Raw genomic sequence first — 25,808 nt, forward strand, 5'->3', positions numbered from 1 at the left:
CAGCTATCTGCGCAGCTTCCCGTTTGACAAGATCAAGATCGACCAGTCGTTCGTGCGCGACCTCGGCGCGAACCCGGACGCGCAGGCGATCGTGCGCTCGATCGTCAGTCTCGGCATCGGGCTCGGCGTCACCATCACCGCCGAGGGCGTCGAGACCGAGGCGGAGTTGAGCCGTCTGCGCGCCGAAGGTTGCCACGAGGGCCAGGGTTTCCTGTTCAGCCGCGCCCGGCCGAACGCCGAGGTCGTCAGCCTGCTGAAGGCGCAGCGCGTGGCGACCGCGCTGGTGGCGTAGTGGAGCCTAGAGGAAGAGATGTTACCTCGAATCGAGCGACGGGCTCCCCTTACCTCGCCCCGCGTGCGGGGAGAGGCATAGGCCGCCTTCGGCGGCCGTTCTCAAGAACGCCGAAGCAGAGCTTCGGCTATGACGCATCGTTAGATGCGTTCCGGGTGAGGGGGATTCTCCGCGAACGCAGCTATCACCGAATGTGCGGAGACGGCCCCTCCCCCCAACCCTCTCCCCGTAAGAACGGGGAGAGGGAGCGCACCGCCGCGCTTTTCACGTCCTACGATTCTTTCTTGTTGAGGTGATAAGTCAGCGCCAGCGCCACGCAGTGGCGCAGCGCTACCTCCGGCAGCTTGCCCGCGACATCGAGCAGGATGGCGCGGTTGCCGCTGTAGCTGAGCTCGGGGTAGAGCTCGCGAAAGGTCTCGACCAGATTGGTCTGGCAGTGGAAGTAGACCGCGACGCGGTCGGCGGCCGGCTTCACCTGATCGATCCGGACCGTGCTGCCGCTGCCGGTCTCAAGCGTGAGGTAGCTCGGCTGGCCCCATTTCAGCGTCTCTTCCAGCGCGCCGACGCCTTTGGTCGCCTTCGCAGTCTCGAAGATGAGGCGCCGCAGCGCCAGCAGCCTGGCCCTGACCGGGGCAGGGTAGGCGTCGAACAGCGCAGCTGCTGGTTTGGTGTGCGACCGTGATGCCGCCTTGCTGGTCAATGTCGCCGGCTTGCGCATGGTGGGCTCCGCGAGGAGGACGTATCCACGTCTATCTACCACAGCGCCTTGAAGGTCATATAGGCCGCCATCAGCGAGACAAAGACGATCATCGCGCCGCGCAACCGCGCGCGGTCGATGCGGTTGGCGGCGCGGGCGCCGAGATCGGTGCCGGCCAGAAGGCCGACGATCACGCCCGCCAGCACCGGCCATGATGCGAGCGAGCCCTCGCTCCAATAGATCCAGGCCGACGGGATCGTGGTCGGGATCAGCGACATCACGAGGCTGGCCATCTGCGCCTGATGCTGCGGCATGCCGAGCACGGCGCTCAGTCCGACCACGGTTGCCAGTCCGCCGCCGATGCCGAGAAAGCCCGACGACAGGCCCGCCAACAACCCGACAATGAGCAGCGCCGCCCAGGATATGTCGCGCGCGGTACCCTTGTCGTCGTGCTTCGCCTGGTCGCATCCGCCGCGCAGGATCAGCATCGCGTCGAGCACGACGAGATAGGCCACATAGGTCCAGCGCAGCGCGGACTCGATGACATGGTTGGCGGCGAGCGCGCCGGCCGCGCCGCCGGCGACGAAGCCGACTGTCAGCAGCGCGATCCAGCGCAATGGTGTGCGGTTGCCGCTTTGCCAATAGCGCCGGATCCCGGTGAGGCTGGTCGGGGGCACCTGCGCGACCAGCGAGATGCCTTGCGCGACATGCTGGCCGGCGCCGAGCAGCAGCACCGAGAACACGACCAGTCCGCCGCCGGGGCTGACGCCGAGCAGCCCGGCGGTGAGACCGCCGGCGAGGCCCGTGCCGATGCCGGCGAGGAGGTCGTGGATGATCACCGCATCCCCCATCAGCGCCTGGAGGCAAGGCCGGCAAGGAAGATGTCGAAGGCGTGCATCGCCTCCGCGGTCGAGACGGTTTCGCCCCACAGCCGTTGCAGCACGATGCCCTGGAACATCGCCACCATCGCCCGCGCCGCGCCGCGTGGCTGCATGTGAGGATCGATCGCGCCGCTTTTCTGGCCGCGCCGCAGCAGGTCCACGATCAGGGCGATCGGCTGGCGGATTCCGCTCGTCACCTGGTCGCGGACCACGTCGTCGCGCAGCGCCTCGGCCCAGAGCTGCAACGCGACGCGGCGGGCGCGCAGGCCTTCTTCCTTCTGCAGATCGCCGAGAAAGGCGCGGGCGATCGAGCGCAGGCTCTGCAACACATCGTCCGGTGGATCCTTGAGCGCCAGCAGCGCGCTGTCGCGGCCATGGCGGCTTTCGCCGATCGCCTGGATTAACTCCTCCTTGCCGGTGAAATGCCCGTAGATGCAGCCGGCACTGAGCCCGGACTGCTTGATGACGTCCTGGATCGTGGTCTGGTGAAATCCCTGGCGCGCAAAGCAGATCTCCGCGGCCTGCAAAATCTCCTCGCGGCGGATCGCCAGGGTCTCGGGTTTCACCTTCGGCATTGTCGGGTCCTTGTCAGGTCGCGGCCGGCCGATGCGGCGGGCTTGACGATCATTCGCCGCCATTATAAAGAACGAATATTCGTTTTGTAAAGAGGAGCATTCAGCATGATCGGCTTTGCAAAGCTTCTGTGGCATCCGGGCGCGGCTGAGATCGCCCATGTCGAACTTCCGTCGACCGGCGCGCGGATCGCGTTCCTGCTTGCGTCGTTCGCGATCGTGCTGCTGTTCGAGGCGGCGTTTCCGCTATTCAGCTATGGCCGCAGCGACCGGCTGCGCAATGTCGGCCGCAACGCCGCCATCACCGTGATCTTCGTCGGCGTGAACCTGCTGCTCAGTCCGCTGTCGCCGCTGGCCGCGCAATGGACGCTGGATGCGAAATTCGGCCTGTCGCACTGGCTCGGCCTGTCACTCCTGAACCAGCTCCTGCTCGGCATCATCGGGCTCGACCTGTTCGCCTATTTCGCCCACGTCTCCATGCACAAGCTCGGCTGGATGTGGCGCTTCCACCGCATGCACCATGCCGATCGCTTCGTCGACGTCACGACGGCGTTCCGCGAGCATCCCGGCGAGACGCTGTGGCGGATCGGCTGGCACATCGCCGGCGTCTTCGTGTTCGGAACGTCGGAATGGGTGCTGGTCAGCTATCTGACGCTGTCGGCGTTGAACGCCCAGTTCGAGCACGCCAACATCCGCCTGCCAGAGCGGCTCGACCGCTGGCTGCGGCTCGTCTTCGTGACGCCGAACATGCACAAGATGCATCATTCGCGTCATCAGCCGGAAACCGACAGCAATTATTCCAACCTGCTCTCGATCTGGGACCGGCTCGGCGGCACCTATCATCGCGGTCCGCGCTTCGCCGAGCTGCGCTACGGCCTCGACGGCTTCGACGATCCCGAGAAGCAGTCGCTGCGCGGACTGCTGAAGATGCCGTTCATGCGCGATTGGGGCCGGACTGGGGCAGGGCCGGACGACGAGGCGGAGCGATCGGCTCCGCCGCCGGTACTGCCCTGGCCGTGACTTGAAGCCATGCAATGCGGCTCTAGGCGGCGTTGCGCAGTCCGGCGAGGAAGGTGTCGACGCTGTGCGACAGCGCGGCGGCGTGATCGCCGAGCTGGCCGGACGTATCCAGCACATTGCCGGTGAGGGCCCGCGACTGGCCGGCGGCCTGGCTCGCGCCCGCGATATTGGCGGAGACCTCGACGGTCCCGGTGGAGGCCTGCTGTACGCTGCGGGCAATCTCTCGCGTCGCCGAGTCCTGCTGCTCGACGGCGGCCGCGATCGCGGTGGCGATACCCGAGATCTCCCGGATGGTACCGCTGATGTCGCCGATCGCGCTGACGCAGTTGCCGGTGGCTGACTGGATTGCGCCGACCTGGCCGGCGATCTCCTCGGTCGCCTTCGCGGTCTGGCTCGCCAGGTCCTTCACCTCGGCGGCGACCACGGCAAAGCCGCGGCCGGCCTCGCCGGCGCGCGCGGCCTCGATGGTGGCGTTGAGGGCCAGCAGATTGGTTTGGCTCGCGATCGCGCTGATCAGGCGCAGCACGTCGCCGATCTTCTCTGCCGATGCGGCGAGGCTCGTCACCATCTCGGTGGTCTCCATGGCCTTGGTCACGGCGCTGTCGGCGACGCGGCTGGAATGGGTGACCTGGCGGCCGATCTCGGTGATCGACGACGCCAGCTCCTCGGTTGCGGCGGCGACCGCGTTGACGCTGGCCGAGGCTTCCTCGGACGCGGCGGCTGCCGCCGAGGTCCGTTCGGAGGCGCCGTTGACGCTGGCGGTGATCTCGCCCGCGACGCGCTGCATGTCGCCCGAGGACCGCGCGACGGCGGCGACCATGCCCTTGACGTCGGCTTCGAAACGATCGGCCATCTGCCGCTGCAATGCCTGCTTGTCGGCCTCCGCCTTCACCTTGTCGGCCTCCTGCGCCTCGCGCAGCGAGGAGGTTTCGACCATGCTGCGGCGGAACACGTCGACCGCCTTCGCCATCGTGCCGAGCTCGTCGCGGCGCTCGCTGCCGGGGATCGTGACGCTGGTGTCGCCGCGGGACAGGCGGTTCATGACCGCGGTGATCGCGGTGAGCGGCCGTGACAGGCCGCGGCCGAGCAGGAACGCGAGCAGCACGGCGGCGGCCATGATCGCGACCACGCCGAGGATCAGATTGCGCTGCGCGTTCGCGGCGGCGGCTTCATAGTCGCTGGTGTCCTTGACGATCTCGAGCACGGCAACCGGTTCGCCGGCGTAGTTTTTGATCTGTCCGAGATAGAGCTCGACCGCATGGCCGTCGAGAACAGCGTCACGCAGCAGGGCCGCGCCGTTCATGACGCGCTTGAGCTCGTCCTGGGTCGCGACCACGGTGTCGCCGAAGGTCGAGGACAGCCGCTTGAAGCTCTGGCCGTCGAAGGAATGTACGGCAAGGTCGATGCCGAAGCGCTTCTTGGCGCGGTCGACGAATTCCTTGCCGAAGGCGGCGCCGACGTCGACATTGGCCAGCGTCTTGCCCTCGTGCATGATCGGGGTCATGCCGAAGATCGACAGCGCCTCGCGGCCGGGCTCGACGCCGACGATCGGCTTGCCGGTCCTGTTCGATTCCACCACCGTCGTGCGCCGCGTCGAGGCGTCATCGCCGAATGTCTTCGGCGCATGCACCCGATAGAAGCTGGTCGCCGGGGGCTGCCAGAACGAGATCAGCGGGATGCCCTGCGCCTTCATCGACGCCCAGGAGGCGCCGAGCAGCTTTCCGAGGCCGTCGCGGTCACCCTTGGCGATGGCGTCTTCGACCGGCGGCAAGGCGGCGATGACCGCCGAGACCGCAAGCGCGGCGCGCCCCTCGTAGTCGATCGCCGCAATCACGCTGTCATATTGCAGCTTGAGCTGCTGATCGAGCGCGAGCCGGGTCAGCGCCCGCTGCTGGCTGATGGAGAAGCCGCCGAGGATGGCGCAGGCGACCGCAACGGTCAGTGAAATCGCCAGGATCAGGCGGGCGGCAATCGATCGAAGCGTGAACATGGGACCAGCGGAACTCCAGGCATTAGCGCCGTCCGCAACCTCCCAGAAAAAGCTTAACAACCGGATGTTGTTGCCGCCGGTATTCGTGCCGCAGCCGTGGCCGCCGGTGCCTACTTTCGTACCACGCGGCTCGGTGAGGGGAGCCTCGCGGGACGGCGACCTCCACGCGGTCAGGGCGTATGTCTCGACGGACCATTTCTAACCGCTCGGAGTCGAACCAGCCTTTCGGTTTGCAGTCCGACATGATGGATGCATACCCCTTCTTCTTGCCGATCGGGCCAGATCGGTTCCTGATCAACCGGGTAGTCGCGTTGCGTGACAGCGGCGCAGTTCGCTGTCCGCTTCTGCTCTTAGCAGACATCACGGCGGTTAGTCGTCTTTGCCAGCTTCTGACCCTAGCGGAAGTCGGTGGGCAAAATTTGGCCGTCCACCGTCGGCAGGTATCGCAGCCATTCGCCGGATCGGATGCCTCGCGCGTCAATACCTCGGTGCGAGGCGACGTAGTCGATCTCGCCGCGCGTGGTGCCGATATCCATCAGCTCCCTGTCACTTAAGTTGGACAGGGCGTCGCGCAGTTTTTGGCGCTCGCGGCGCTCCTGAAAGGCATCCCAATATGTCCAGATAAAGCTGGCGACATGCTGGATCGATACGGATGTCCGTTCCAGCCACGTTGTGCCGTGCGTCGTGCTCATTGCGGTGTCTCCTGGGACGGCTTTTTTCACCGGCATGAGGGTGCCGCGAGATCGGCGGGCACGCTTGACCAGCAGCTTACATTTTCCTCACCGGCAGCTTATTCTTGCGATTTCCGGCGAGGCCCAAGCCAAGGGGATTCGCATCTTGCGCTATCTCTTCGAGGAGTATGCATTCGACCCTGACCGGCGCGAGTTGCATCGCGGGGCGGACGTCGTCTCCGTCGCACCACAGGTGTTTGATCTGCTGGATTATCTGATCCGCAACAGGGAGCGCGTTGTCAGCAAGGACGATCTCATCAATGCCATTTGGCGCGGGCGGAGCGTGTCCGACGCTGCGCTCACGACGCGCTTGAATGCTGCCCGCACTGCCGTCGGCGATTCCGGCGGAGAACAGAGATTGATCAAGACACTTCCGCGCAAGGGCTTCCGTTTCGTCGGAACAGTGCAGGAAGCAACGAGGCTCGTGGGCGGGGCAATCGGCGATGCTCCCGTGCAGGGGCCAACACTGAATCTTCCCTTCCCTGAGAAGGCGTCCGTGGCCGTTCTCCCCTTTACCAACCTCAGCTCCGATCCGGAACAGGATTACTTCGCCGATGGAATGGCCGAAGACATCATCACAGCGTTGTCTCGGTTCAAGGCCCTGTTTGTCATCGCACGCAACTCGAGCTTCACATACAGGGGGCGTCTCGTCGATGTTAAGCAAATCGGGCGCGAACTTGGGGTGCGCTACGTACTGGAAGGCAGTGTCCGAAAAGCTTTGGGCCGCATGCGCATCACCGGCCAGCTCATAGATTCCGCCACCGGGGCACATCTTTGGGCCGACCGATTTGAGGGCGAGCTCGGAAACGTCTTCGATCTGCAGGACCAGGTAACTGAGAGCGTCGTTGGAGCGATCGCCCCGACGGTTGAGAAAGCAGAGATTGAGCGCGCCAAGCGCAAGCCAACAGAAAGTCTCGACGCGTACACGGTCTATTTGCGCGGATTGGCCAGATTTTATCAGATCGATACCAACCGGCAGGCGATCGACGACGCATTGCGGCTATTCAACAGCGCGACTGAACTCGATCCGGATTTTGCGGCCGCGTACGGTCGTGCCGCCTCTTGCTACGCGTATGGCAAGGGCATTGGTTGGTTTTCAGGCGCCGCGGAAGAGATTGTGCGAGTAACACTGCTCGCTAGACGAGCAGCCGAGTTGGGCAAAGATGATGCAATCGCACTCAGTGCGAGCGGGTGGGCTTTCGCCTACATCGTTGGTGATTTCGAGCAAGGTGCCGCCTTGATCGACCACGCACTTTTGCTCAATGCCAATTTGGCCGACGCGTGGCACTTTAGTGGTTGGGTTAAAAACTGGCTCTGCGAGCCGGATCCGGCACTCGAATGCTTCGCGCACGCCATGCGTCTGAACCCATTGGATTCGCGGATAGCGGGCATGCGAACCGGGACGGCATATGCGCACTTCCTGCTGGGCCGCTATGAAGAGGCAGCGTCGTGGGCGGCAATGGCGCTGCAATACAACCCAGAATTTCCCGCTGGATTGCGCGTGGCCGCCGCCAGCAACGCGATGGCCGGCCGCCCCGAACAGGCGCACAAGGCAATGGCGCGTCTTCGGCAACTCCATCCCGCGCTCCGGGTGTCCAGCATACGGGATCTGGTGCCTCATCGACGGGCCGATGACCTTGCGCGATTTGAAGAAGGATTGAGGAAAGCCGGATTGCCAGAGTAAGTTGGCGCGCGCAGTGCAGCGACATGTCTCGGGGCAGGGGAGGCCGGAGCGGGTCTCAAAGGGTCGCGAAGACCTTCTAGGTGAAGAAGTGATAAACGTAGTTCCCGCGAGCAAAATGCCTACCCACGCATCCTGCGCCAGGAGCGTGCAAAATCCCGAACCTTCGCCACAACGACATCCCAAATACGACCGGCCCGCCGGCGAACAGCGCCGGTGCGAGACCAACCAGATAGGTGAGTACGCCCTGGTTCAATCTGACTTCATCGCGCCTTGGCTTCTTCTTTAAGCATGATCTTTCCGGAAAGCCGCTTCGCACTTTTCCGGATCATGCTTCAGCGCGCGGTCGGCGGGGCGTCGAGATTGCCTGCCAAAATCGCCTTGCCGGCGTCCTCATACTGGGTGTCGCGGGCCTGGATCTGCTGCGCGATCGCGTGCATGTCGCGAAACCGCCGCTCGAACGGATTCTTGGCGAATACCGCCGTTGCCCCCGACATGTGATAGGCGATGTCGACCACCGAGGCCGACTGGTGGATGGTCCAGGTCGAGGCGATGCGGATCGCGACGCGATGTGCCTCGGTGATCGGGGCGCCGCTCGCGAGATCGCTCCAGACGTCGTGCGCCGTCGCGTATAGATAGGCGCGCGCGGCGCGCAGGCTGGCCTCGGTGCGGCCGATCTGGCCCTGCACGGCATTGTTGTCGCGCATCGCCTTGAGGCCTTGCGGGGTCTTGCCGCGGGCAAGCTCGGTCGCCGCGTCGAGCATGGCGCGCGCGACGCCGAGCGAGGTGGCGGCAAAGCCCATGCTGAACACCATGTTGGTGGAAAGCTTGTAGAGCGGGCCGCTCTCGCGGCACGCGGCGGGATCGTCGCGCAGCGCGGCGAATTTTTCCGGAATGAAGAGGTTGTCGACCGAATAGGAATCGGTGCCGGTGCCCTTCAGGCCGATCACGTCCCAGACGTCGTACATCACGGCCTGCGACATCGGGAACAGGATGGTGCGGATCTCCGGCGAACCGTCGGCCTTCTTGCGCGGTGAGCCGTCGGCCTCGACGACGCGGACATGGGCGCCGAGCCAGCTCGCCTGCCGTGAGCCCGAGGCGAAATCCCAGCGCGCGCTGGCGCGATAGCCGCCGGGCTCGGCACGAACCTCGTGGGCGATCGCGCCCCAGGCGAGAATGCCGGGCGCGGTGTTGAAGATCTCGTGGGCCGCGTCGGGCTCGAGATAGGCCGCGGTCATGGCACAGACGCTGCACTGGCCGAGGCACCAGGCCGTGGATGCATCGGCCTTGGCGATCTCCTCCTGCATCTGCATGAACGCGTCCATCGTCGCCTCGGCGCCGCCAAAACGCTTCGGCAGCAATGCGCGATACAGCCCGTTCTCGACCAGCGCCGCGGTGACGGATGGCGTCAGCCGCCGTGTCCGTTCGATCTCGTCGGCTTCACTCGTGATCAGCGGCGCCAGCGCGCGCGCCCGCTCGACAAGGTCTACTCCCTGCGGCTTGTTCATGCGTGTCCTCGGCGCCTTCTGTCATTCTTGTTGGGCAGGCCAGGCGATGGTGGCGCATCCGGCAGGAGAGGGCAAGGCGGGACGGCGCCGATGCAGATCAGCTATCCATCCGCTGTGCGCGTGTGCGCGAGTGACGAATGCATCCGCGCTCAGGCGGCGGCGCGGCCGAGATCGAGCGACGGCTGGCGCTTGGTCGAGAAGCTCAGCGCCACGGCGACCGCGGCGAGGCCGATCGCGAAGGAACCGGCGTGCAGCCACGTATAGCCGTGGAACGTATCGAACACGTAACCGCCGGCCCACGGCCCGAGCGCCATGCCGAGGCTCGCGAAGGCCGACACCGCGCCGAACACGGTGCCCATGATGCGCGCGCCGAAGAACTCGCGCACCAGCACGGCGTAGAGCGGCATCACCCCGCCATAGGCGAGCCCGAACACGACAGACAGCGCGTAGAACTCGCCGAGCTGCGCCACCGCGAGATAGGTCGCGATCGACAGCGCCTGCACCAGGAGGCCGCCGACCAGGACCGGCTTGGCGCCGAGCCGGTCGGCGAGCACGCCGAGCAGCAGCCGGCCGCCGAGCCCGGAGAAGCCGGCGAGGCTGTAGACCGTGACGGCGGTGAGCGGCGCGATGCCGCACACCATGGCGTAGGACACCATGTGGAAGATCGGGCCGGAATGCGCCGCGCAGCAGGCGAAATGCGCCAGTGCCAGCGTCATGAATTGCGGCGTGCGCAGCGCCTGCGCCGCGGTCCATTCGGTCTGCGGCGCGTTCGCGGCGGTCGGGATTGCGACGTCCGTTCCCTGCGGCGCCGGGCGCACCAGGAACGACGCGGGGATCAGCAGCGCCCATGCGGCGATGCCGATCACGAGCATCGCGAAGCGCCAGTCATAGGCCGTGATCAGCCAGCTTGCCGACGGCGCGACGGTCAGCGGCGACACGCCCATGCCGGCCGACACCAGCGCAACGGCGAGGCTGCGATGCTTGTCGATCCAGGCGCTGGCGAGCGCCATCATCGGCGCATAGAAGCTGCCGGCGGCGATCCCGATCAGCACGCCGAAGCAGAGCTGGAATTGCCACAGGCTCTGCGCCTGGCTTGCCGTCACCAGACCAAGCCCGAGCAGCAGGCTGCCCGCCAGCACCACGATGCGGGTGCCGAAGCGGTCGGACAGCGCGCCCCAGGCGAACGCCGCAAAACCCATGCAGAGGAAATCCAGCGTCGCCGCCGCCGAGACGCCGGCGCGCGACCAGCCCATCGCATCCGAGATCGGCTGCAGGAATACCGCGAGCGACAGCATGGTGCCGAAGCCGACGCAGGTCATCAGTGCGCCCGCGCCGACGACGACCCAGCCATAATCCAACCGAGCGGCCTTGCTCATGCGTTTCCCCGGCGCTGTTGTTTGTTGTGGTGCGCACAGGGAGGATGCTGGCCTATCTGAGGTCCAGGGGCAACATGACGGGCAACATGCCTCTCATTCCGGGATCAGCGGATTGTGCGTTGCATGCGCAGGATGTCGCAGCGACGCGCCGCTAGCCGCACTGCCAGGCCCGCCCGATCGGCGTCCAGGTCCAGCACGGGCCAAAACTGCCGCCATTGTAGCGGCCGCGGTAGAATCCGGGGCGGCCGAAATAGTACCAATCCCCGCCATACCAATATTGCGGCGAGTAGTCCGGGTAGCCGCGAGCCGCGCCGCGCGGGCCGAACACCGGAATGGTTTGGTTCGGCGGCTGCCGGTAGCCGGGCAGGAAGCCATAGCCGTGCCAGCGGGTGCCGTGCCGCTTCTTCGAGGAGGCGGCCGAGCTCAGATCCGGCTGCAGTAGTGCGAGGATGACGATAAGGAGGGACGGGATGCGCAACATGATCGCAGTCTAGTCGGGGCGCGATGCAGTGGCGATTCAAATCATGGTGCGTTTTGTTGCTGGGACAAGAATGCGCAACAGTCGCGCCGGCAGCGTCGCCTCAACTATCCACCTTGAGTGCGGCGATGAAGGCTTCCTGCGGGATGTCGACCTTGCCGAACTGCCGCATCTTCTTCTTGCCTTCCTTCTGCTTCTCCAGAAGCTTGCGCTTGCGCGTGATGTCGCCGCCGTAGCACTTCGCGGTGACGTCCTTGCGCAGCGCGCGGACGGTTTCGCGCGCGATCACCTTGCCGCCGATCGCCGCCTGGATCGGGATCTGGAACATGTGCGGCGGAATCAGCTCCTTCATCTTCTCGACCATGGCGCGGCCGCGGCCTTCGGCGCGGGTGCGATGCACCAGCATCGACAGCGCGTCGACCGGCTCGGCGTTGACCAGGATCTGCATCTTGACCAGATCGGCCGGCTTGTAGTCGGTCAGATGATAGTCGAACGAGGCGTAGCCCTTGGAGACCGACTTCAGGCGATCGTAGAAGTCGAACACCACTTCGTTGAGCGGCAGGTCGTATTTCACCATCGCGCGGGAGCCGACATAAGTGAGCTCCTTCTGCGAGCCGCGGCGGTCCTGGCACAGCTTCAAGACGCTGCCGAGATATTCGTCGGGCGTGAGGATCGTCGCCTCGATCCACGGCTCCTCGATCTCGGCGATCTTGACCACGTCGGGCATGTCGACCGGGTTGTGGATCTCGAGCTCGGTGCCGTCGGTCAGCTTCATCTTGTAGATCACGCTCGGCGCGGTCGCGATCAGATTGAGGTCGAATTCGCGCGACAGCCGCTCCTGGATGATCTCCAGATGCAGCAGGCCGAGGAAGCCGCAGCGGAAGCCGAAGCCGAGCGCGGCGGAGGTTTCCATCTCGTAGGAGAAGCTTGCGTCGTTCAGCCGCAGCTTGCCCATCGCCGCGCGGAGCGTTTCGAAGTCGTTGGCGTCGACCGGGAATAGGCCGCAGAACACGACCGGAATCGCCGGCTTGAAGCCCGGCAGCATCTCGCTGATCGGCTTCTTGTCGTCGGTGATGGTGTCGCCGACGCGGGTGTCGGCGACTTCCTTGATCGCCGCGGTGATGAAGCCGATCTCGCCGGGGCCGAGCTCCTCGACCTGCTCCATCTTCGGCGTGAAGAAGCCGACGCGTTCGATGTCGTAGGCCGCGCCGGTGCCCATCATGCGGATGCGCTGGCCCTTCTTCATCACGCCGTCGACGACGCGGATCAAGACGACCACGCCGAGATAGACGTCGTACCAGCTGTCGACCAGCAGCGCCTTCAGGGTCGCGTCGCGGTCGCCCTTCGGCGGCGGCAGACGGGTGACGATCGCTTCCAGCACGTCGGGCACGCCGACGCCGGTCTTGGCCGAGATCATCACGGCGTCGGACGCATCGATGCCGATCACGTCCTCGATCTGCTGCTTGACCTTCTCGGGCTCGGCCGCGGGCAGGTCGACCTTGTTCAGGACCGGCACGATCTCGTGATTGTTGTCGAGCGCCTGGTAGACATTGGCGAGCGTCTGCGCCTCGACGCCCTGGCTGGCGTCGACCACGAGCAGGGAACCCTCGCAGGCCGCCAGCGACCGCGAGACCTCGTAGGCGAAGTCGACATGGCCGGGCGTGTCCATCAGGTTGAAGATGTAATCCTTGCCGTCCTTGGCGCGGTAGTTCAGCCGGACGGTCTGCGCCTTGATGGTGATGCCGCGCTCGCGCTCGATATCCATCGAATCGAGCACCTGCTCCTTGCCCGCCATTTCACGATCCGACAGGCCGCCGGTCATCTGGATCAGGCGGTCGGCAAGGGTCGATTTGCCATGGTCGATATGGGCGACGATGGAGAAGTTGCGGATGTTCGAAATCGGGGCAGTTGTCATGGGCGCGGGATAGCATCCGCACCCCCGCGCGGGCAACCAAATTGCGGTATTTTGCAGCGGTGTGACGGCGAATCACGGCGGCGTTTCCGGCAGGGTTGCCGTGACCGCTTTTCGGGCATGTTCCTGCCAGGTCCGACGGCTCGAAAATCGTCGTTCGCATTGCCGACACCGGGCGGATGAGCATGCAGGCTACGCCGCCGCCATCGACCTCAACCTGAAAGTTTCGGATGACTGGCTGTGGGCCGGCAAGGGCAAGACCATCCCCTGCGAGAACCGGATGCCGCGCGAGATCGTCGACATCGTCGAGCGTCACGGCTGCATCCGGGGCGGCAAATGGTGTCACTACGATACCATGCATTTCGAGCACCGGCCGGAGCTTCTCGGAAAGTGAATCCGCTTGCTGGAGGCGTTCTCACGCCAAGCTGATTTCACTGGCCACAAAAACGCGCTAAAGCGCGCTGAAATGCGGATGAGCACTCATCGCTTCCGCTTCCATTCGGGCATGATCCTTCCGGGAAACCGCTTTCCACTTTTCCGGGCATGCCTCAGGCACAGGCCATGTCGACCGCCTCCACGCTCCCCGCCGCCCGGCGCACCCACCGCAAGCTGACGATCCGGCGGATCGCCGCCTGGATCGCCTCGCGCGCCACCGATCCCAGGACCAGCCTGTGGTTCGTGATCGGCTTCGCGCTGGTTCATGCGGTGCTGTGGACGCTGATCCTGGTCAAGCTCAAGGCCGCACAGGACATCCATATGGATGTTGCGGAAGCCTATGCCTGGGGCCAGCGCTTCCTGCTCGGCTATGGCAAGCATCCGCCGCTGTCGGGCTGGATCGCCGGGGTCTGGTTCAGGATTTTTCCCGTCACCAACTGGTCGACCTATGCGCTTGCGATGACGACGGTCAGCTTCGCGCTGGTGGTGTGCTGGCTGATCGCGCTGCGCGTCGTCGATCGCCGCCGCGCGTTCTTCATGGTGGTGATGCTCGCGCTCTACCCGATCTTCAATTTCAAGGGCTTCAAATACAATGCCGATCTCGCGCAGCTGGTGCCGCTGCCGCTGCTGGTGCTGGCCTATCTGAACGCGTTCGAGAAGCGCAGCTTCAAATCGGGTCTCTGGCTCGGCTTTGCCGGCATGCTGGCGCTGATGACCAAGTACTGGGTGGTGACGATGATCGGCGCCGTCGGGCTGGCCGCGTTGATCCATCCGCAACGGATGCAATTCCTGCGCTCGCCGGCGCCATGGGTTGCGATCGGCACGATGGCGGTGGCGATGATCCCGCATCTGGTGTGGCTGGAGGAGGTGGACTTCGTGCCGTTCACCTATGCCGGTGACGTCTACGCGCTGTCGAGCCGCGCACTCAACGTCCAGCTCGTGATCGGCTATGTCGTGCACAATGTCGGGCTGCTCGCGATTCCCGTCGTGCTGGGCCTGGTGGCGCTGCTGCTGGGCTCGGTGCCGTGGCGGCCGTCGGACGTGCTGGCGCGGATCTGGTCGCGCGGACCCAATCCGGCCGTCATCCTTCCGCAGGCACTCAACGTCTGGATCATCCAGCTGATCGTCGCGATCGGGCCGCCGCTCGGCGCACTGGCGTTCACCGTGTATATCAAGACCGATTGGGGCATCCCGCTGTTCTTCCTGGTGCCGCTTGCGCTGGTCGCGATCCCCTCGCTTCGCTTCCCGCGCATGGCGCTGTTCTCGATCACCGCGATCTGGTTCGTCGCCACGATCGCCACGCTGATCGCCGCGCCCAGCATCGCCACGCAGGAGATCGCGTCCAACCATATCGGCGGCTCGACCTATGCCGCGCGCTCCGAGCTCGCGCGCGAACTCACCCAGACCTGGCAGGACAGATTCCATTCACGCTGGGCCGTGGTGGTCGCGCGGTCCGATATCGGCGAGCCGATGACGTTCTACAGTCCGGATCATCCGGCCTCGCTGGTGCCGGGCGAAGCCTGGTCGTCGGGGCTGACGTCGCTCGACGAAGCCAAGCGTCTCGGCTTCATCGGCGTCTGCGACACCACCGATCCGGTGTTCCTGAAGCCCTGCGAGGCGTGGATGGCGGAGCACGCCAAGGATGCCGAGCCGCTGGTGATGACCACCATGCGCTTCTTCAACGGCCATCCCGGTCCGTCGACGGTCTGGAAGGTCTATCTGGTGCCGCCGGCGAAGTAGTTATTTCCGGGCATCCTGGAAAGGCAGCGATCTCGACCCGATCGAAAGGATCGCCTTCGCGATCGCTTTGGTCTTGCTGCGACCGACTGTTTGAACGGTCGACACTGCTCTTCTTATCCTCCCCTGGAGGGGGAGGATCGGTTCGCATGAAATGCGAACCGAGGTGGGGTGAAGGTCTCTCCACTCGGGTGCTGCCCGTGTTGAGAGATCACCCCACCCCGTCTCACATTCCGCTGTGCTCCATGTGAGCCGACCCTCCCCCTCCAGGGGAGGGTGCAGCATCGGTGTGCCTGCGCCAGGCCCTTCACTGAGGTGCGAGCCTTGCGGCGCGCTCCTCCAGCGACAAAGGCGAAGCCGTTGCGCGGGGGTGACGGTGATGGATTGGCGTAACGAGCGTGCCCGCCGTTACGTGCCTTCCTCGTTGAACTTGCTGGCGACGAGTTCGGCGATGGCGTCGAGCGCCTGCTGTGCTTCGTCGCCCTTTGCTGAGACCACGACCGTGGTGCCGGGCCCGGCGGCGAGCATCATCAAGCCCATGATCGAGGTGCCGCCGACGGTCTCGGTGCCGCGGGTGACCCAGATCTCGGCGTTGAAGCGCTCGACCAGCTGGACGAACTTGGCCGATGCCCGCGCATGCAGGCCGCGCTTGTTGACGATCAGGAGTTCACGGGAAATGGCGCCCGCTGGCACGCCCGGGCCGACCTGACTTCCGCCCGGGGCCTCGTCGCTCATTTGCCTGCGAGAACACGGCTGGCGATGGTGACGTATTTGCGGCCGGCTTCCTGGGCCATCGCGATCGCGTCGGGCAGCGAACGCTCCTCGCGAACCTTGGCAAGCTTGACCAGCATGGGAAGGTTAATGCCTGCGAGCACTTCCACCTTCGGGCGGCTCATGCAGGAGATCGCAAGGTTGGACGGCGTGCCGCCAAACATGTCGGTGAGGATCGCAACGCCGTCGCCGCTATCGACGCGGTTCACCGCCTCGATGATGTCGCTTCGACAGAGATCGGAATCGTCCTCGGCCCCGATCGTAATCGCTTCAATTTGTTTCTGCGGACCCATGACGTGTTCGAGCGCCGCTCTGAACTCGTCGGCAAGGCGCCCATGGGTCACCAGCACTAGACCAATCATCGGAAACTCCTCGCGGGCGCCCTTTGGTGCACCGCACGAACGCGCCACTTTGACCATCCAGAGGCCCTACGCAAGAGGGCATCTTGGCTAGTCTCCCGGTTCCTGGCGGTAGAGAGGGGAGGCTGCGCCGGCAAAATCCGACGCGATAGTGGATGTGATATGGTTACCAATTCCCTTCCCACAATTGGCCGCAAGATTACGGGAACATGAACTTTCAGGTTGTCGTCAGCGCAGCGACAACCAGCGGCAGGGGTTGGAAGCCAATGGCGACGGGAATTCGCGGTACCAAAACACCATTAAGGCGAACCGTGAGCGTCTCCGGTGGCGGCAGCCGCTCGGCGTCGTCAGCGGCGAGGTCGACGATCAAGCCGACCACGGCTTCACTTGCGAACGGACAATGGCGGATTCCGAGGCCTCGGATCTCGATCAGACCAGCCAATTGCTGGACCGGACGAACCCACAATTGTTCGCCGGCTGTGTCGAGATGGACACGGTCATCCCCCACCAAAATGGCCGGCGGAAGCGCTCCGGTGCGCCCGGCGAGAATCAGGTCGAAGGCGAGACGCGACTTGCCGGCGCCCGATGGGCCGCGGATCAGCACCGCACGCTCGCCGACCAGAACGGCGGATGCGTGCACGCTTGAATTGTCGCTCATAGTACCGGCAGCCTGACCACGAAGCGTGCGCCGGCGATGGTGGGCCTGCCGTCTGCGTCCGCAGGGCCAATGCGGTTCTCGGCCCAAATGCGTCCGCCATGTGCTTCGATGATCTGCTTGGAGATCGAAAGCCCGAGGCCGGAGTTCTGGCCAAAGCCCTGGTGCGGCCGGTCGGTGTAGAAGCGCTCGAAGATCCGCTCCAGCGCGTCCTCGCCGATGCCGGGCCCATCATCGTCGACCACGATCTCGACCTCGCCGCGGGTGCGGCGGCAGACGATGCGCACCTTGTCGCCCGGCTTGGAGAATGATTGCGCGTTCGACAGCAGGTTCGAGATCACCTGGCCGAGCCGTGAATCATGGCCGGGCACCGACAGCGTATCGGTCGGTCCGCGGCCCTCGAAGCGGGCTTCGACGGCGACGTCGTGGCCGAGCCTGGTCTCGTTGGCGACGCCGGTCAGCGTCGTCAGCAGCCGCCGCAGATCGACCGGCGCCATGTCCTGGCGCTGCAATTCGGCATCGAGCCGGCTGGCGTCGGAGATGTCGGAGATCAGGCGGTCGAGCCGCCTGACGTCATGCTCGATCACGGCGAGCAGCCGCGCGCGGCTGTTCTCGTTGCGCGCCAAAGGCAGCGTCTCGACCGCGGAGCGCAGCGAGGTCAGCGGGTTCTTCAGCTCGTGGGCGACATCGGCGGCGAACATCTCGATCGCCTCGATGCGGCTGTAGAGCGCGTTGGTCATGTCGCGCAGCGCGCCGGAGAGATGGCCGATCTCGTCGCGGCGCCCGGTGAAGTCGGGAATCTCGACGCGGGTCTGGATACGGTGGCGGACACGCTCGGCGCCGTCGGCGAGCCGCCGCACCGGGCCCGCGATCGTGCTCGCAAGCAGCAGCGACAGCATGATCATGACGGCGGAGGCGACGCCGCCGATCTTGAGGATGGCGAGCCGCTCGGACATCACCAGTTGGTCGATGTCGTCGCCCTGGGTGGTCAGCATCAACGCGCCGCGCACGGCGCGGAAATGCTGCACCGGAACGGCAACCGACACGATGATCGCGCCGCGCTCGGTGACGCGCACCGCGCTGCCCTTCATGCCCTCGAGCGATTGAGCGACTTCGGAATAACCCTTGCCGCCTTCGGGACCGAGCTCGCGATAGATCGGCAGGTCACCGCGGTTGAGCCAGGTCTTGATCGTGGCCTTGGTCTTTTCATAGAGCGATGGCTTCTCCGACGGCGGCGGCAGCTCCATGCGCAGCACGTCGCCGCGCGCGAACAGATTGCGGCTGTCGAGGATCAGGCCGCCGTCGCGGTCGAAGATGCGGGCCCGCGTCTTGGTCGGCGCGATCAGGCGGCGAAGGGTCGGCGCGACCCGCTCGGGATTGATGGGGAAGTCGGCCGATTCATCCGGCTGGCCGAAGCTCTCGCCGGGCTTGAGGTCGAGCAGGCGGTCGGGATCGATGGTGACGGTGTTGCCTTCGACGGTCGCCGAGGCCGCGATCGCCTCCGAGATGATCTCGGCATAGACCAGGAGGCTCTGCGTGCGCGCCTCGATCAGGCCGGCGCGGAATTGCGAGAGATAGAGGATGCTGGCGACCAGCGCGACGAGGCCGGCAAGGTTGAGCGAGACGATGCGCCGCGTCAGGCTCGAGAACGACAGCGCGAAGAAGAACTGACCGGCGCGGCGCAGCCAGCCGAGCGGACGGCGCCAGCCCCTGTCCTGCGCCACGTCTTCGGCAACGGCGTCCTGATCGAGGAGCTGTGACGCGTCCTCGGTGTTCAGGCCTTGCTCGAGCTGCGTTCGATCAAGCACTGGCAAAGCTGCCGGTTGGTATGGATGTCGTCCCGCGAAGCAATCGTTCGCCCGAGCTTACCCCAGCCGTGCGGAGCCTGTCAGTTAACAAGCCGCCCGGGAAGCGCAGATCAGGCTTCCTTGAAGCGATAGCCGACGCCGTACAGCGTCTCGATCATCTCGAAGTCGTCGTCGACCACCTTGAACTTCTTGCGCAGCCGCTTGATGTGGCTGTCGATGGTGCGGTCGTCGACATAGACTTGGTCGTCATAGGCCGCGTCCATCAGCGCGTTGCGGCTCTTCACGACGCCGGGGCGGGTGGCGAGCGCCTGCAGGATCAGGAATTCGGTCACGGTGAGCGTCACCGGCTCGTTCTTCCAGGTGCAGGTGTGGCGCTCCGGATCCATCCGCAGCAGGCCGCGGTCGAGCGCGCGGGCGTCCGGTTCCTTCGGCGCGGCGGTCGGATCCTTCGGCTGGCCGCGGCGGAGCACGGCCTTGACCCGTTCGACCAGCAGGCGCTGCGAGAACGGCTTGCGGATGAAATCGTCGGCGCCCATTTTCAGGCCGAACAATTCGTCGATCTCCTCATCCTTCGAGGTGAGGAAGATCACCGGCAGGTCGGACTTCTGGCGCAGCCGGCGCAGCGTTTCCATGCCGTCCATGCGCGGCATCTTGATATCGAGGATCGCAAGGTCGGGCGGCGACGTGCGAAACCCATCCAGCGCCGACGCACCGTCCGTGTAGGTCATGATGCGATAGCCTTCGGCTTCGAGCGCGATCGAAACCGAAGTGAGAATGTTGCGGTCGTCGTCGACCAGGGCGATTGTGGGCATGTGCTGCTTTCACAATGAGAGTGGCTTAGACGGCGGGCACTCTGGCGACGCGCCGTAGAATTGGGCTTCGAACGCGGTCAACGAGCAATGCAAGCTGGGCTGAAGTGTGACCGAGTTCCGCAAAAATCCGCTTCTGCGACCCACGCGATGGGTCCCCATATAGCACCCTTGGACCATGAGAAAAGGCCCTTTTTTCATAGGGAACCCGCCAGATTCGCCCATAAAATGACCCGATAGGCCCCATGCAACCGACCGCCGACTTCGATCCTGCCCACCTTGCCCGCTCGCTGCTCCGCCGCAGCCGCCAGGGCGCCCTCGCCACGCTGATGGCCGGCACCGGCGATCCCTATTGCTCGCTGGTCAATCTGGCCAGCCATCCGGACGGCTCGCCGATCCTGCTGATTTCCCGCCTGGCGCTGCATACCAAGAACGTCCTTGCCGACAGCCGGGTGTCGCTGATGCTGGACGAGCGCGCCGAGGGCGATCCGCTGGAGGGCGCCCGGATCATGCTGGCCGGTCAGGCGGAGGAGGTCGCGGAGGCCGGGCGGGAGCTCGTCCGAGGGCGCTATCTCGCTGCCCATCCGTCAGCGGAAGCCTTTGTGGAATTTAAGGATTTTTCGTTCTTCCGGATCAAGCCAAGCAGTGCCCATCTGGTTGCCGGGTTCGGCCGCATCGTGGACCTCAAACCCGCGCAATTCCTGACCGATCTCGGCGGAGCCGAGGGGCTGCTCGAAGCCGAGCCCGGCGCGGTGGCGCATATGAACGAGGATCACCGCGAGGCCATGAATCTTTACGCGACGCGGTTGCTCGGCGCGGAAAGTGCCGATTGGCTCTGCACCGGCTGCGATCCCGACGGCATGGACATGCAGGCCGGCCGCGACACGCTGCGGCTGGATTTCCCCGAGCGCGTCACCACCGGCACCGAGCTGCGCAAGATGCTGGTGCGGCTCGCCGGCGAGGCGCGCGCCAAAGAGTAGCAAGCGAGCAGAAAACCACCTGTCCGCACGGCGGTGCTGCGGCCGTGGCGAGGCATGGTGTCGCATGGCTGCGGCGGCTCGATTGCGCGCTCGCTCAAGGCGAGGTGTCGTTCGACCCGTGCGCCGCTTCCTGTTTGCGCAAGGTCTGACAGCGCGATCATTTCGCGCCGGCGCGTCTCGTGATCGCCCGTTGGTTCGATGCGCGTGCAAGAATGGCTGGCGCTGCTGTTCGGAAAATCATCCGGATCGCGACCACGCCGCGATGACGCGCGCGTGCGTCGCGCTGATTGCGTTATCATCCGATCGCCAGGGGCAGTGATTGCCTCACCGCCGAACGCGACGCGTTGCGGAACATTCACCGCAGTTGAGCGTTGAACCAATCGGGCTTCGACGAAGGTGTGTTGAGCGCAATCGAAACTGCTCATCAGCAGCTTCTCACTTGCAGCTCAATGCCGATCAGGTGGTGCCGCGTGCAACACGATGGCGGTCATGCTCGGCTCTGCAGCGCCGCGTCAACGCGCGGCGGCTCATCTCAACGATACATCCTCAGCGCGAAATGCATACCCGGCATTCTCCGCGCCGTTCGCCTTGATCGGCGACGGCGCTGCCCGCCGGCTGGCACTTTTTGTGCATCGCAAAGCTCCGTGCGCGGCGGGAAAGGCGACGAAACGTCGCCCGACTGCTGCGAAAACAATGAGAAAACGAAAGCAAGGCGAAAGGGTTTCGCGCTGCGGTATTTGCGCCAGATGATGGGCCTGCCTTGGAATCAGCCAAAAGCCGTTCGATTGGCTTGGCAAGCCCGGCGATCCCCACTATTAGGTCGCCGGACCGAAGCCGAGAGGCTATATTCTGATCACGGTCACCGCGGCGGGGCGCGACTAGCGACATTCGCGCGAACAAGGATACGCGGGTTCGAGGAGGTTCTTCGTGCAAGAGACGGGCGTGCATAACGGTGCCTTCGGCGCCGACAAATTCGGCTTAAAAAATCTCAAGGGCGTGCATTGGAATTACGGTGCACCTCAGCTTTACGAGCATTCGCTGCGTAATGGCGAAGCGGTGCTGTCGGCCGATGGCGCGCTTTGCGCGGATACCGGTGAGTTCACCGGCCGCAGCCCGAAGGACAAGTTCACGGTCCGCGACGGCCTGACCGACAAGAGCATGTGGTGGGCCGGCAACCAGTCGATCACCTCGGAGCAGTTCGCGGCACTTCATGCCGACTTCCTCAAGCATGCCGAAGGCATGACGCTGTTCGCGCAGGATCTCTACGGCGGCGCCGATCCGAAGCATCGCATCAAGACCCGCGTCTTCACCGAGCTTGCCTGGCATTCGCTGTTCATCCGCACGCTGCTCATTCGTCCCGAGGCGTCGGAGCTCGCGAGCTTCGTGCCCGAACTGACGATCATCGACCTGCCGAGCTTCCGCGCCGATCCGAAGCGCCACGGCTGCAAGTCGGAGAACGTCGTCGCGATCGATTTCGCCCGCAAGATCGTCCTGATCGGCGGCTCGCAATATGCCGGCGAGATGAAGAAGAGCGTGTTCACCACGCTGAACTTCTATTTGCCCGAGAAGGGCGTGATGCCGATGCACTGCTCGGCGAATGTCGGCTCCGACGGCGACACCGCAATCTTCTTCGGCCTGTCCGGCACCGGCAAGACCACGCTCTCGGCCGATCCCAAGCGCACGCTGATCGGCGATGACGAGCATGGCTGGAGCGAGGACGGCGTCTTCAATTTCGAAGGCGGCTGCTACGCCAAGTGCATCAAGCTGTCCGGCGAAGCCGAGCCGGAAATCTACGCCGCCAGCAAGCGCTTCGGCGCGGTGCTGGAAAACGTCGTGCTCGGCGCCAATGATCGCGTGCCCGATTTCGACGACGGCTCGAAGACCGAGAACACCCGCTCGGCCTATCCGCTCGATTTCATCCCGAACGCCTCGCGCACCGGCTGCGCGCCGCATCCGAAGAACGTCGTGATGCTCGCGGCCGACGCCTTCGGCGTGATGCCGCCGATCGCCAAGCTGACGCCGGCGCAGGCGATGTATCACTTCCTGTCCGGCTACACCGCGAAGGTCGCCGGCACCGAGCGTGGGCTCGGCAACGAGCCGCAGCCGGAATTCTCCACCTGCTTCGGTTCGCCGTTCCTGCCGCGCGATCCGTCGGTCTACGGCAACATGCTGCGCGAGCTGATCGCCAAGCACAATGTCGATTGCTGGCTGGTCAACACCGGCTGGACCGGCGGCAAGTACGGCACCGGCCGCCGCATGCCGATCAAGGTGACCCGCGCGCTGCTCACCGCGGCGCTGAACGGCTCGCTGCGCAACGCCGACTTCCGCACCGACAAGTATTTCGGCTTCGCGGTGCCGACCTCGCTGCCGGGCGTCGAGCCGCACATCCTCGATCCGATCAAGACCTGGGCCGACAAGGTCGAGTTCGACAAGACGGCGCGTGCGCTGATCGGCATGTTCCAGAAGAACTTCGCCAAGTTCGAAGCGCAGGTCGACGCCGAAGTCCGCGCCGCCGCGCCGGAAGTGAAGCTGGCGGCGGAGTAAGCCGCGCAAGCGATACGCGATTTGAAAAGGCGGCCCTCGCGGCCGCCTTTTTGTTTGCCCGGCCGGCTCGGCGACGTCTCCATCCGTCCAAGCTGAGCAGCGAACGGCGCCACATTCTCCACCGTCGTCCCGGCTCCCGTGCGCAATTGCGCACTAGGCCGGGACGACATCAACTGTGTTGCTTCGCTACTCCCCCATCTCGGGCAGCACCGCGTTGCTCGGCGTCTGCCGGTCGGTGATCTGCAGGCCGAACAGGCTGCCGATCAATTCGACGGCGACGCGCGCGGTGCGGCCGCGCTCGTCGAGGAAGGGATTGAGCTCGACGATGTCGAGCGAGCGCACCAGCCCGGAATCGTGCAGCAGCTCCATGATGAGATGGGCTTCGCGATAGGTCGCGCCGCCGGGCACCGTGGTGCCGACGCCGGGCGCCACCGCCGGATCGAGGAAGTCGACATCGAACGAGACATGCAGCACGCCGTTTTTCGCCCTGACGCGTTCGATGACGCGGCGCGTGAGCACGGCGACGCCGAACTCGTCGATCTGGCGCATGTCCGCGATCGACACATTGCGCTGCCGCAGCAGCTTGCGCTCCAGCGGATCGACCGAGCGCGTGCCGATCAGGTCGAGCTGATCGGGCGGGATCGAGGCCCGCGGCAGCCCGCCGAGCAGATCGTCGAGGCCGGGCTCGCCGCACAGGAACGCGGCCGACATGCCGTGCATGTTGCCGGTGATGGTGGTGGCCGGCGTGTTGTAGTCGGCATGCGCGTCGACCCACAGCGCAAACAGCGGCCGGCCCTTTTCCTGCCAGTAGCGTGCGACGCCGTTGATCGACCCCATCGACAGCGAGTGATCGCCGCCCATGAAGATCGGGATCGCGCCGGAATGCGCCAGCCAATAGGCGCGCTCGGAGAGCGCGCGGGTCCAGGTCTTCACTTCGTCATAGAACCTGGTGTTGGCCGGCACCGGGCCGTCGGCGACGACCTGTGGGATCGCAAGGTTGCCGTGATCATCGACCTGGAAGTCGAGCTGCTCGAGCAGGCGCGCGATGCCCGCGGTGCGCAGCGCGTCCGGTCCCATCAGCGGGCCGGCCTGCGATGCGCCGATCTCGATGGGAACGCCAAGCAGGGCGATGCGCGAGGGCTTTGACGTGTCGGCTTCGGACATGCAGCAGTGCTCCCAAAGGTGTGGAACAGAAGCGACGTGCCAATGTTCCCTCAACCCTTGAAATAGGCAATGCGGTCGTAACAGACCAATGTGGATATTTGGCTACGGCTCCACGCGAGCCGGAGGCCGATCCGCTCGAAACGCCTACGCCTTGAAATAAGCGATCTGCGTCGTGGTCGCGAGCAGCCGGCCGGAAGGCGACCACAATTCGCCGTGCTGGTCGCCGTAGCTCTTGTGGAAGATCTTGGCGTCGGCGGTGGCGAGCACGCGGGTGGTATCCTCCGCATCCAGGTCGGCCGCGTCGGCGTGGAAATAGGTCGTCAGCGACACGGTGCCGAACGGCACCAGCTCGTGCCTTGCGTGGAAGACGCGGCCGAAGAACGCGTCCGACATCGACATCAGCGACAGCGCATCGAGCTTGCGCGGCACACGGTCGGCGATCCAGAGCTTTGAATAGGGGCTCGACGGCAGCTTCGCGGCACCGCCGCCGGCGAACTTCGGCTCGCCCTCGGCGAAGCGGAAATCGTACTGGTTGGCCCAGGTCATCTTGAGCTTCGGAAAGGAGCGCAGCTGTTCGAACGGCACGGCGCCCGGAAATTCGGCCGGCTGGTGCGACCAGGACGGGCGGCGCTCGGCGAACACGGCGGTTGCCAGCGTCGCGACCTCGCCGCCGCCCTGCGTCATCTCGACCGACCAGTGCTGGCTCGAACGGTTGGCCTTGACCAGGCGGACATCGAGATCGAACACGCCCTCGGCGACCGGCGCGCAGTAATTGACCGTCAGCGCCAGCGGATCGCCCGCGCGCTGCGGGTGCTGCATCAGCGCGCGCAGGATCGTCGCGGCAGTGCAGCCGCCGAAGGGGCCGACGAACGCCCAGTAATCCGGGCTGGTCCGTCCCTGCCAGCGGCTGTCGCCGGCGGTCACGGCGGTTGCTTCATCGAAAAGGTGCGGGGTCTTGGTGAGCATGCGGATCTTTCAATATCGACTGGCGCTTCGGTCATCGCCAAGCGGACTGACGGGCAATGACGAGTAATGACGTCCGTCATGCAATATCGCGGGCTACTGCGCGGAATTCAATGACGTCGGGCGTAATCGATTTCCGCGTCCCGGGATTAGCCCTTCGCCTCGCGCTGGTTGCCGAGTTGCGGCGAGGCACCCGGATGCACCGGCACGTGCCAGATGTCCTCGGCATATTCGCGGATGGTGCGGTCGGAGGAGAACCAGGCCATGCGCGCGACATTGAGGATCGAGGCGCGGGTCCAGGCCGGCGCCACCATCCAGCGGGCGTCGATGCCGCGCTGCGCGTCGTAATAGGAATCGAAATCGGCCGAGACCATGTAATGATCGAGATAACGCAGCGCGTGCCCGATCGAGGCAAAGCGCGCGGCATCGCCGGGCGAGAACTCGC

24 protein-coding genes are annotated in these 25,808 nt (G+C 65.1%); 7 read left to right on the plus strand and 17 right to left on the minus strand.

Annotated elements, in window-relative coordinates; all coding sequences use genetic code 11:
- On the plus strand, positions 1-292 hold a 292-nt coding region (locus tag AKL29_RS44820; protein ID WP_244482034.1), incomplete at its 5' end, for an EAL domain-containing protein.
- A gap of 271 nt (positions 293-563) precedes the next feature.
- Here AKL29_RS44820 and AKL29_RS14465 read toward each other — a convergent pair.
- The 3 genes from AKL29_RS14465 to AKL29_RS14475 are packed head-to-tail and all read right to left on the minus strand — an operon-like array spanning position 564 to position 2,445.
- A complete protein-coding gene (locus AKL29_RS14465; RefSeq protein WP_050384665.1) occupies positions 564-1,010 on the minus strand; it encodes a DUF1801 domain-containing protein in 447 nt (148 codons plus the stop codon).
- 35 nt (positions 1,011-1,045) lie between these two features.
- On the minus strand, positions 1,046-1,828 hold the full coding sequence (locus tag AKL29_RS14470) for a sulfite exporter TauE/SafE family protein (protein WP_152977597.1): 783 nt from the start codon (positions 1,826-1,828) through the stop codon (positions 1,046-1,048).
- Positions 1,829-1,839: 11 nt separating this feature from the next.
- Positions 1,840-2,445 (minus strand): TetR/AcrR family transcriptional regulator, encoded by a 606-nt coding sequence (locus AKL29_RS14475; protein ID WP_050384667.1) that lies wholly within the window; start codon positions 2,443-2,445, stop codon positions 1,840-1,842.
- 105 nt (positions 2,446-2,550) lie between these two features.
- Between AKL29_RS14475 and AKL29_RS14480 the strand changes: the two genes are divergently transcribed.
- Complete coding sequence (locus AKL29_RS14480) at positions 2,551-3,462, plus strand: sterol desaturase family protein (protein WP_050384668.1); 912 nt, start codon at positions 2,551-2,553, stop codon at positions 3,460-3,462.
- A gap of 22 nt (positions 3,463-3,484) precedes the next feature.
- On the opposite strand, the gene AKL29_RS14485 is transcribed toward AKL29_RS14480, so the two are convergent.
- Positions 3,485-5,452: a methyl-accepting chemotaxis protein gene (locus AKL29_RS14485; RefSeq protein WP_050384669.1), complete on the minus strand. Its 1,968-nt coding sequence runs from the start codon at positions 5,450-5,452 to the stop codon at positions 3,485-3,487.
- 395 nt (positions 5,453-5,847) lie between these two features.
- Entirely contained in the window at positions 5,848-6,144 is a 297-nt protein-coding gene (locus AKL29_RS43330) for a DUF1127 domain-containing protein (RefSeq protein ID WP_050384678.1), read from the minus strand.
- 145 nt (positions 6,145-6,289) lie between these two features.
- Here AKL29_RS43330 and AKL29_RS14495 point away from each other — a divergent pair, with 145 nt between their 5' ends.
- Positions 6,290-7,867 (plus strand): winged helix-turn-helix domain-containing tetratricopeptide repeat protein, encoded by a 1,578-nt coding sequence (locus AKL29_RS14495; protein WP_050384679.1) that lies wholly within the window; start codon positions 6,290-6,292, stop codon positions 7,865-7,867.
- Positions 7,868-8,199: 332 nt separating this feature from the next.
- Here AKL29_RS14495 and AKL29_RS14500 read toward each other — a convergent pair whose 3' ends face one another.
- The 4 genes from AKL29_RS14500 to lepA all read right to left on the minus strand — a co-directional run bounded on the left by AKL29_RS14500 (position 8,200) and on the right by lepA (position 13,141).
- Positions 8,200-9,372 (minus strand): acyl-CoA dehydrogenase family protein, encoded by a 1,173-nt coding sequence (locus tag AKL29_RS14500; protein WP_050384670.1) that lies wholly within the window; start codon positions 9,370-9,372, stop codon positions 8,200-8,202.
- 149 nt (positions 9,373-9,521) lie between these two features.
- A complete protein-coding gene (locus AKL29_RS14505; RefSeq protein WP_028335873.1) occupies positions 9,522-10,748 on the minus strand; it encodes an MFS transporter in 1,227 nt (408 codons plus the stop codon).
- Positions 10,749-10,899: 151 nt separating this feature from the next.
- A complete protein-coding gene (locus tag AKL29_RS14510) occupies positions 10,900-11,229 on the minus strand; it encodes a hypothetical protein (protein ID WP_028335872.1) in 330 nt (109 codons plus the stop codon).
- A gap of 100 nt (positions 11,230-11,329) precedes the next feature.
- Positions 11,330-13,141: a translation elongation factor 4 gene (gene lepA, locus AKL29_RS14515; RefSeq protein WP_028335871.1), complete on the minus strand. Its 1,812-nt coding sequence runs from the start codon at positions 13,139-13,141 to the stop codon at positions 11,330-11,332.
- Between the two features lie 100 nt (positions 13,142-13,241).
- Here lepA and AKL29_RS43875 point away from each other — a divergent pair, with 100 nt between their 5' ends.
- Both AKL29_RS43875 and AKL29_RS14525 read left to right on the plus strand, forming a co-directional pair.
- Positions 13,242-13,532, plus strand: coding sequence for a M15 family metallopeptidase (locus AKL29_RS43875; RefSeq protein ID WP_244482035.1), 291 nt, complete (start codon positions 13,242-13,244; stop codon positions 13,530-13,532).
- A 167-nt stretch (positions 13,533-13,699) separates the two neighbouring features.
- Positions 13,700-15,313, plus strand: coding sequence for a glycosyltransferase family 39 protein (locus AKL29_RS14525; RefSeq protein WP_050384671.1), 1,614 nt, complete (start codon positions 13,700-13,702; stop codon positions 15,311-15,313).
- 405 nt (positions 15,314-15,718) lie between these two features.
- Here AKL29_RS14525 and AKL29_RS14530 read toward each other — a convergent pair whose 3' ends face one another.
- From AKL29_RS14530 to AKL29_RS14550, 5 genes are all read right to left on the minus strand, one after another.
- Positions 15,719-16,045, minus strand: a complete 327-nt coding sequence (locus tag AKL29_RS14530; RefSeq protein WP_050384672.1) for an HPr family phosphocarrier protein — start codon at positions 16,043-16,045, stop codon at positions 15,719-15,721.
- On the minus strand, positions 16,042-16,443 hold the full coding sequence (locus AKL29_RS14535; protein ID WP_021076632.1) for a PTS sugar transporter subunit IIA: 402 nt from the start codon (positions 16,441-16,443) through the stop codon (positions 16,042-16,044). The genes AKL29_RS14530 and AKL29_RS14535 overlap by 4 nt, the downstream gene beginning before the upstream one ends.
- A gap of 214 nt (positions 16,444-16,657) precedes the next feature.
- A complete protein-coding gene (locus AKL29_RS14540) occupies positions 16,658-17,098 on the minus strand; it encodes an HPr kinase/phosphorylase (protein ID WP_050384673.1) in 441 nt (146 codons plus the stop codon).
- Complete coding sequence (locus AKL29_RS14545) at positions 17,095-18,903, minus strand: sensor histidine kinase (RefSeq protein WP_050384674.1); 1,809 nt, start codon at positions 18,901-18,903, stop codon at positions 17,095-17,097. The genes AKL29_RS14540 and AKL29_RS14545 overlap by 4 nt, the downstream gene beginning before the upstream one ends.
- Before the next feature lie 110 nt (positions 18,904-19,013).
- Positions 19,014-19,715: a response regulator transcription factor gene (locus AKL29_RS14550; RefSeq protein WP_016843287.1), complete on the minus strand. Its 702-nt coding sequence runs from the start codon at positions 19,713-19,715 to the stop codon at positions 19,014-19,016.
- A gap of 242 nt (positions 19,716-19,957) precedes the next feature.
- On the opposite strand from AKL29_RS14550, the gene AKL29_RS14555 reads away from it, so the two are divergent.
- Both AKL29_RS14555 and AKL29_RS14560 read left to right on the plus strand, forming a co-directional pair.
- Positions 19,958-20,692 (plus strand): HugZ family pyridoxamine 5'-phosphate oxidase, encoded by a 735-nt coding sequence (locus AKL29_RS14555; protein WP_050384675.1) that lies wholly within the window; start codon positions 19,958-19,960, stop codon positions 20,690-20,692.
- A gap of 927 nt (positions 20,693-21,619) precedes the next feature.
- Positions 21,620-23,236, plus strand: coding sequence for a phosphoenolpyruvate carboxykinase (locus AKL29_RS14560; RefSeq protein ID WP_050384676.1), 1,617 nt, complete (start codon positions 21,620-21,622; stop codon positions 23,234-23,236).
- 186 nt (positions 23,237-23,422) lie between these two features.
- On the opposite strand, the gene rocF is transcribed toward AKL29_RS14560, so the two are convergent.
- From rocF to AKL29_RS44825, 3 genes are all read right to left on the minus strand, one after another.
- Entirely contained in the window at positions 23,423-24,400 is a 978-nt protein-coding gene (gene rocF, locus AKL29_RS14565; RefSeq protein ID WP_018269556.1) for an arginase, read from the minus strand.
- Between the two features lie 144 nt (positions 24,401-24,544).
- Positions 24,545-25,366 carry an acyl-CoA thioesterase gene (locus AKL29_RS14570; protein ID WP_050384677.1) on the minus strand — a complete coding sequence of 274 codons (822 nt, stop codon included), beginning with the start codon at positions 25,364-25,366 and terminating at the stop codon, positions 24,545-24,547.
- 146 nt (positions 25,367-25,512) lie between these two features.
- Positions 25,513-25,808, minus strand: a 296-nt coding sequence (locus AKL29_RS44825; protein WP_244482037.1) for a glycogen/starch/alpha-glucan phosphorylase, incomplete at its 5' end; no start/stop codon positions are given.

It is taken from the genome of Bradyrhizobium pachyrhizi (genome assembly GCF_001189245.1).
GTDB lineage: Bacteria > Pseudomonadota > Alphaproteobacteria > Rhizobiales > Xanthobacteraceae > Bradyrhizobium > Bradyrhizobium pachyrhizi.

What these genes read in the sequence shown, in the direction of transcription:
- AKL29_RS14465 (WP_050384665.1), bottom strand. Translation starts at nt 1,010, where the DNA reads ATGCGCAAGCCGGCGACATTGACCAGCAAGGCGGCATCACGGTCGCAC.
- AKL29_RS14475 (WP_050384667.1), bottom strand. Translation starts at nt 2,445, where the DNA reads ATGCCGAAGGTGAAACCCGAGACCCTGGCGATCCGCCGCGAGGAGATT.
- AKL29_RS14480 (WP_050384668.1), top strand. Translation starts at nt 2,551, where the DNA reads ATGATCGGCTTTGCAAAGCTTCTGTGGCATCCGGGCGCGGCTGAGATC.
- AKL29_RS14485 (WP_050384669.1), bottom strand. Translation starts at nt 5,452, where the DNA reads ATGTTCACGCTTCGATCGATTGCCGCCCGCCTGATCCTGGCGATTTCA.
- AKL29_RS43330 (WP_050384678.1), bottom strand. Translation starts at nt 6,144, where the DNA reads ATGAGCACGACGCACGGCACAACGTGGCTGGAACGGACATCCGTATCG.
- AKL29_RS14500 (WP_050384670.1), bottom strand. Translation starts at nt 9,372, where the DNA reads ATGAACAAGCCGCAGGGAGTAGACCTTGTCGAGCGGGCGCGCGCGCTG.
- AKL29_RS14505 (WP_028335873.1), bottom strand. Translation starts at nt 10,748, where the DNA reads ATGAGCAAGGCCGCTCGGTTGGATTATGGCTGGGTCGTCGTCGGCGCG.
- AKL29_RS14510 (WP_028335872.1), bottom strand. Translation starts at nt 11,229, where the DNA reads ATGTTGCGCATCCCGTCCCTCCTTATCGTCATCCTCGCACTACTGCAG.
- lepA (WP_028335871.1), bottom strand. Translation starts at nt 13,141, where the DNA reads ATGACAACTGCCCCGATTTCGAACATCCGCAACTTCTCCATCGTCGCC.
- AKL29_RS14525 (WP_050384671.1), top strand. Translation starts at nt 13,700, where the DNA reads ATGTCGACCGCCTCCACGCTCCCCGCCGCCCGGCGCACCCACCGCAAG.
- AKL29_RS14530 (WP_050384672.1), bottom strand. Translation starts at nt 16,045, where the DNA reads ATGAGCGACGAGGCCCCGGGCGGAAGTCAGGTCGGCCCGGGCGTGCCA.
- AKL29_RS14535 (WP_021076632.1), bottom strand. Translation starts at nt 16,443, where the DNA reads ATGATTGGTCTAGTGCTGGTGACCCATGGGCGCCTTGCCGACGAGTTC.
- AKL29_RS14540 (WP_050384673.1), bottom strand. Translation starts at nt 17,098, where the DNA reads ATGAGCGACAATTCAAGCGTGCACGCATCCGCCGTTCTGGTCGGCGAG.
- AKL29_RS14550 (WP_016843287.1), bottom strand. Translation starts at nt 19,715, where the DNA reads ATGCCCACAATCGCCCTGGTCGACGACGACCGCAACATTCTCACTTCG.
- AKL29_RS14555 (WP_050384675.1), top strand. Translation starts at nt 19,958, where the DNA reads ATGCAACCGACCGCCGACTTCGATCCTGCCCACCTTGCCCGCTCGCTG.
- rocF (WP_018269556.1), bottom strand. Translation starts at nt 24,400, where the DNA reads ATGTCCGAAGCCGACACGTCAAAGCCCTCGCGCATCGCCCTGCTTGGC.
- AKL29_RS14570 (WP_050384677.1), bottom strand. Translation starts at nt 25,366, where the DNA reads ATGCTCACCAAGACCCCGCACCTTTTCGATGAAGCAACCGCCGTGACC.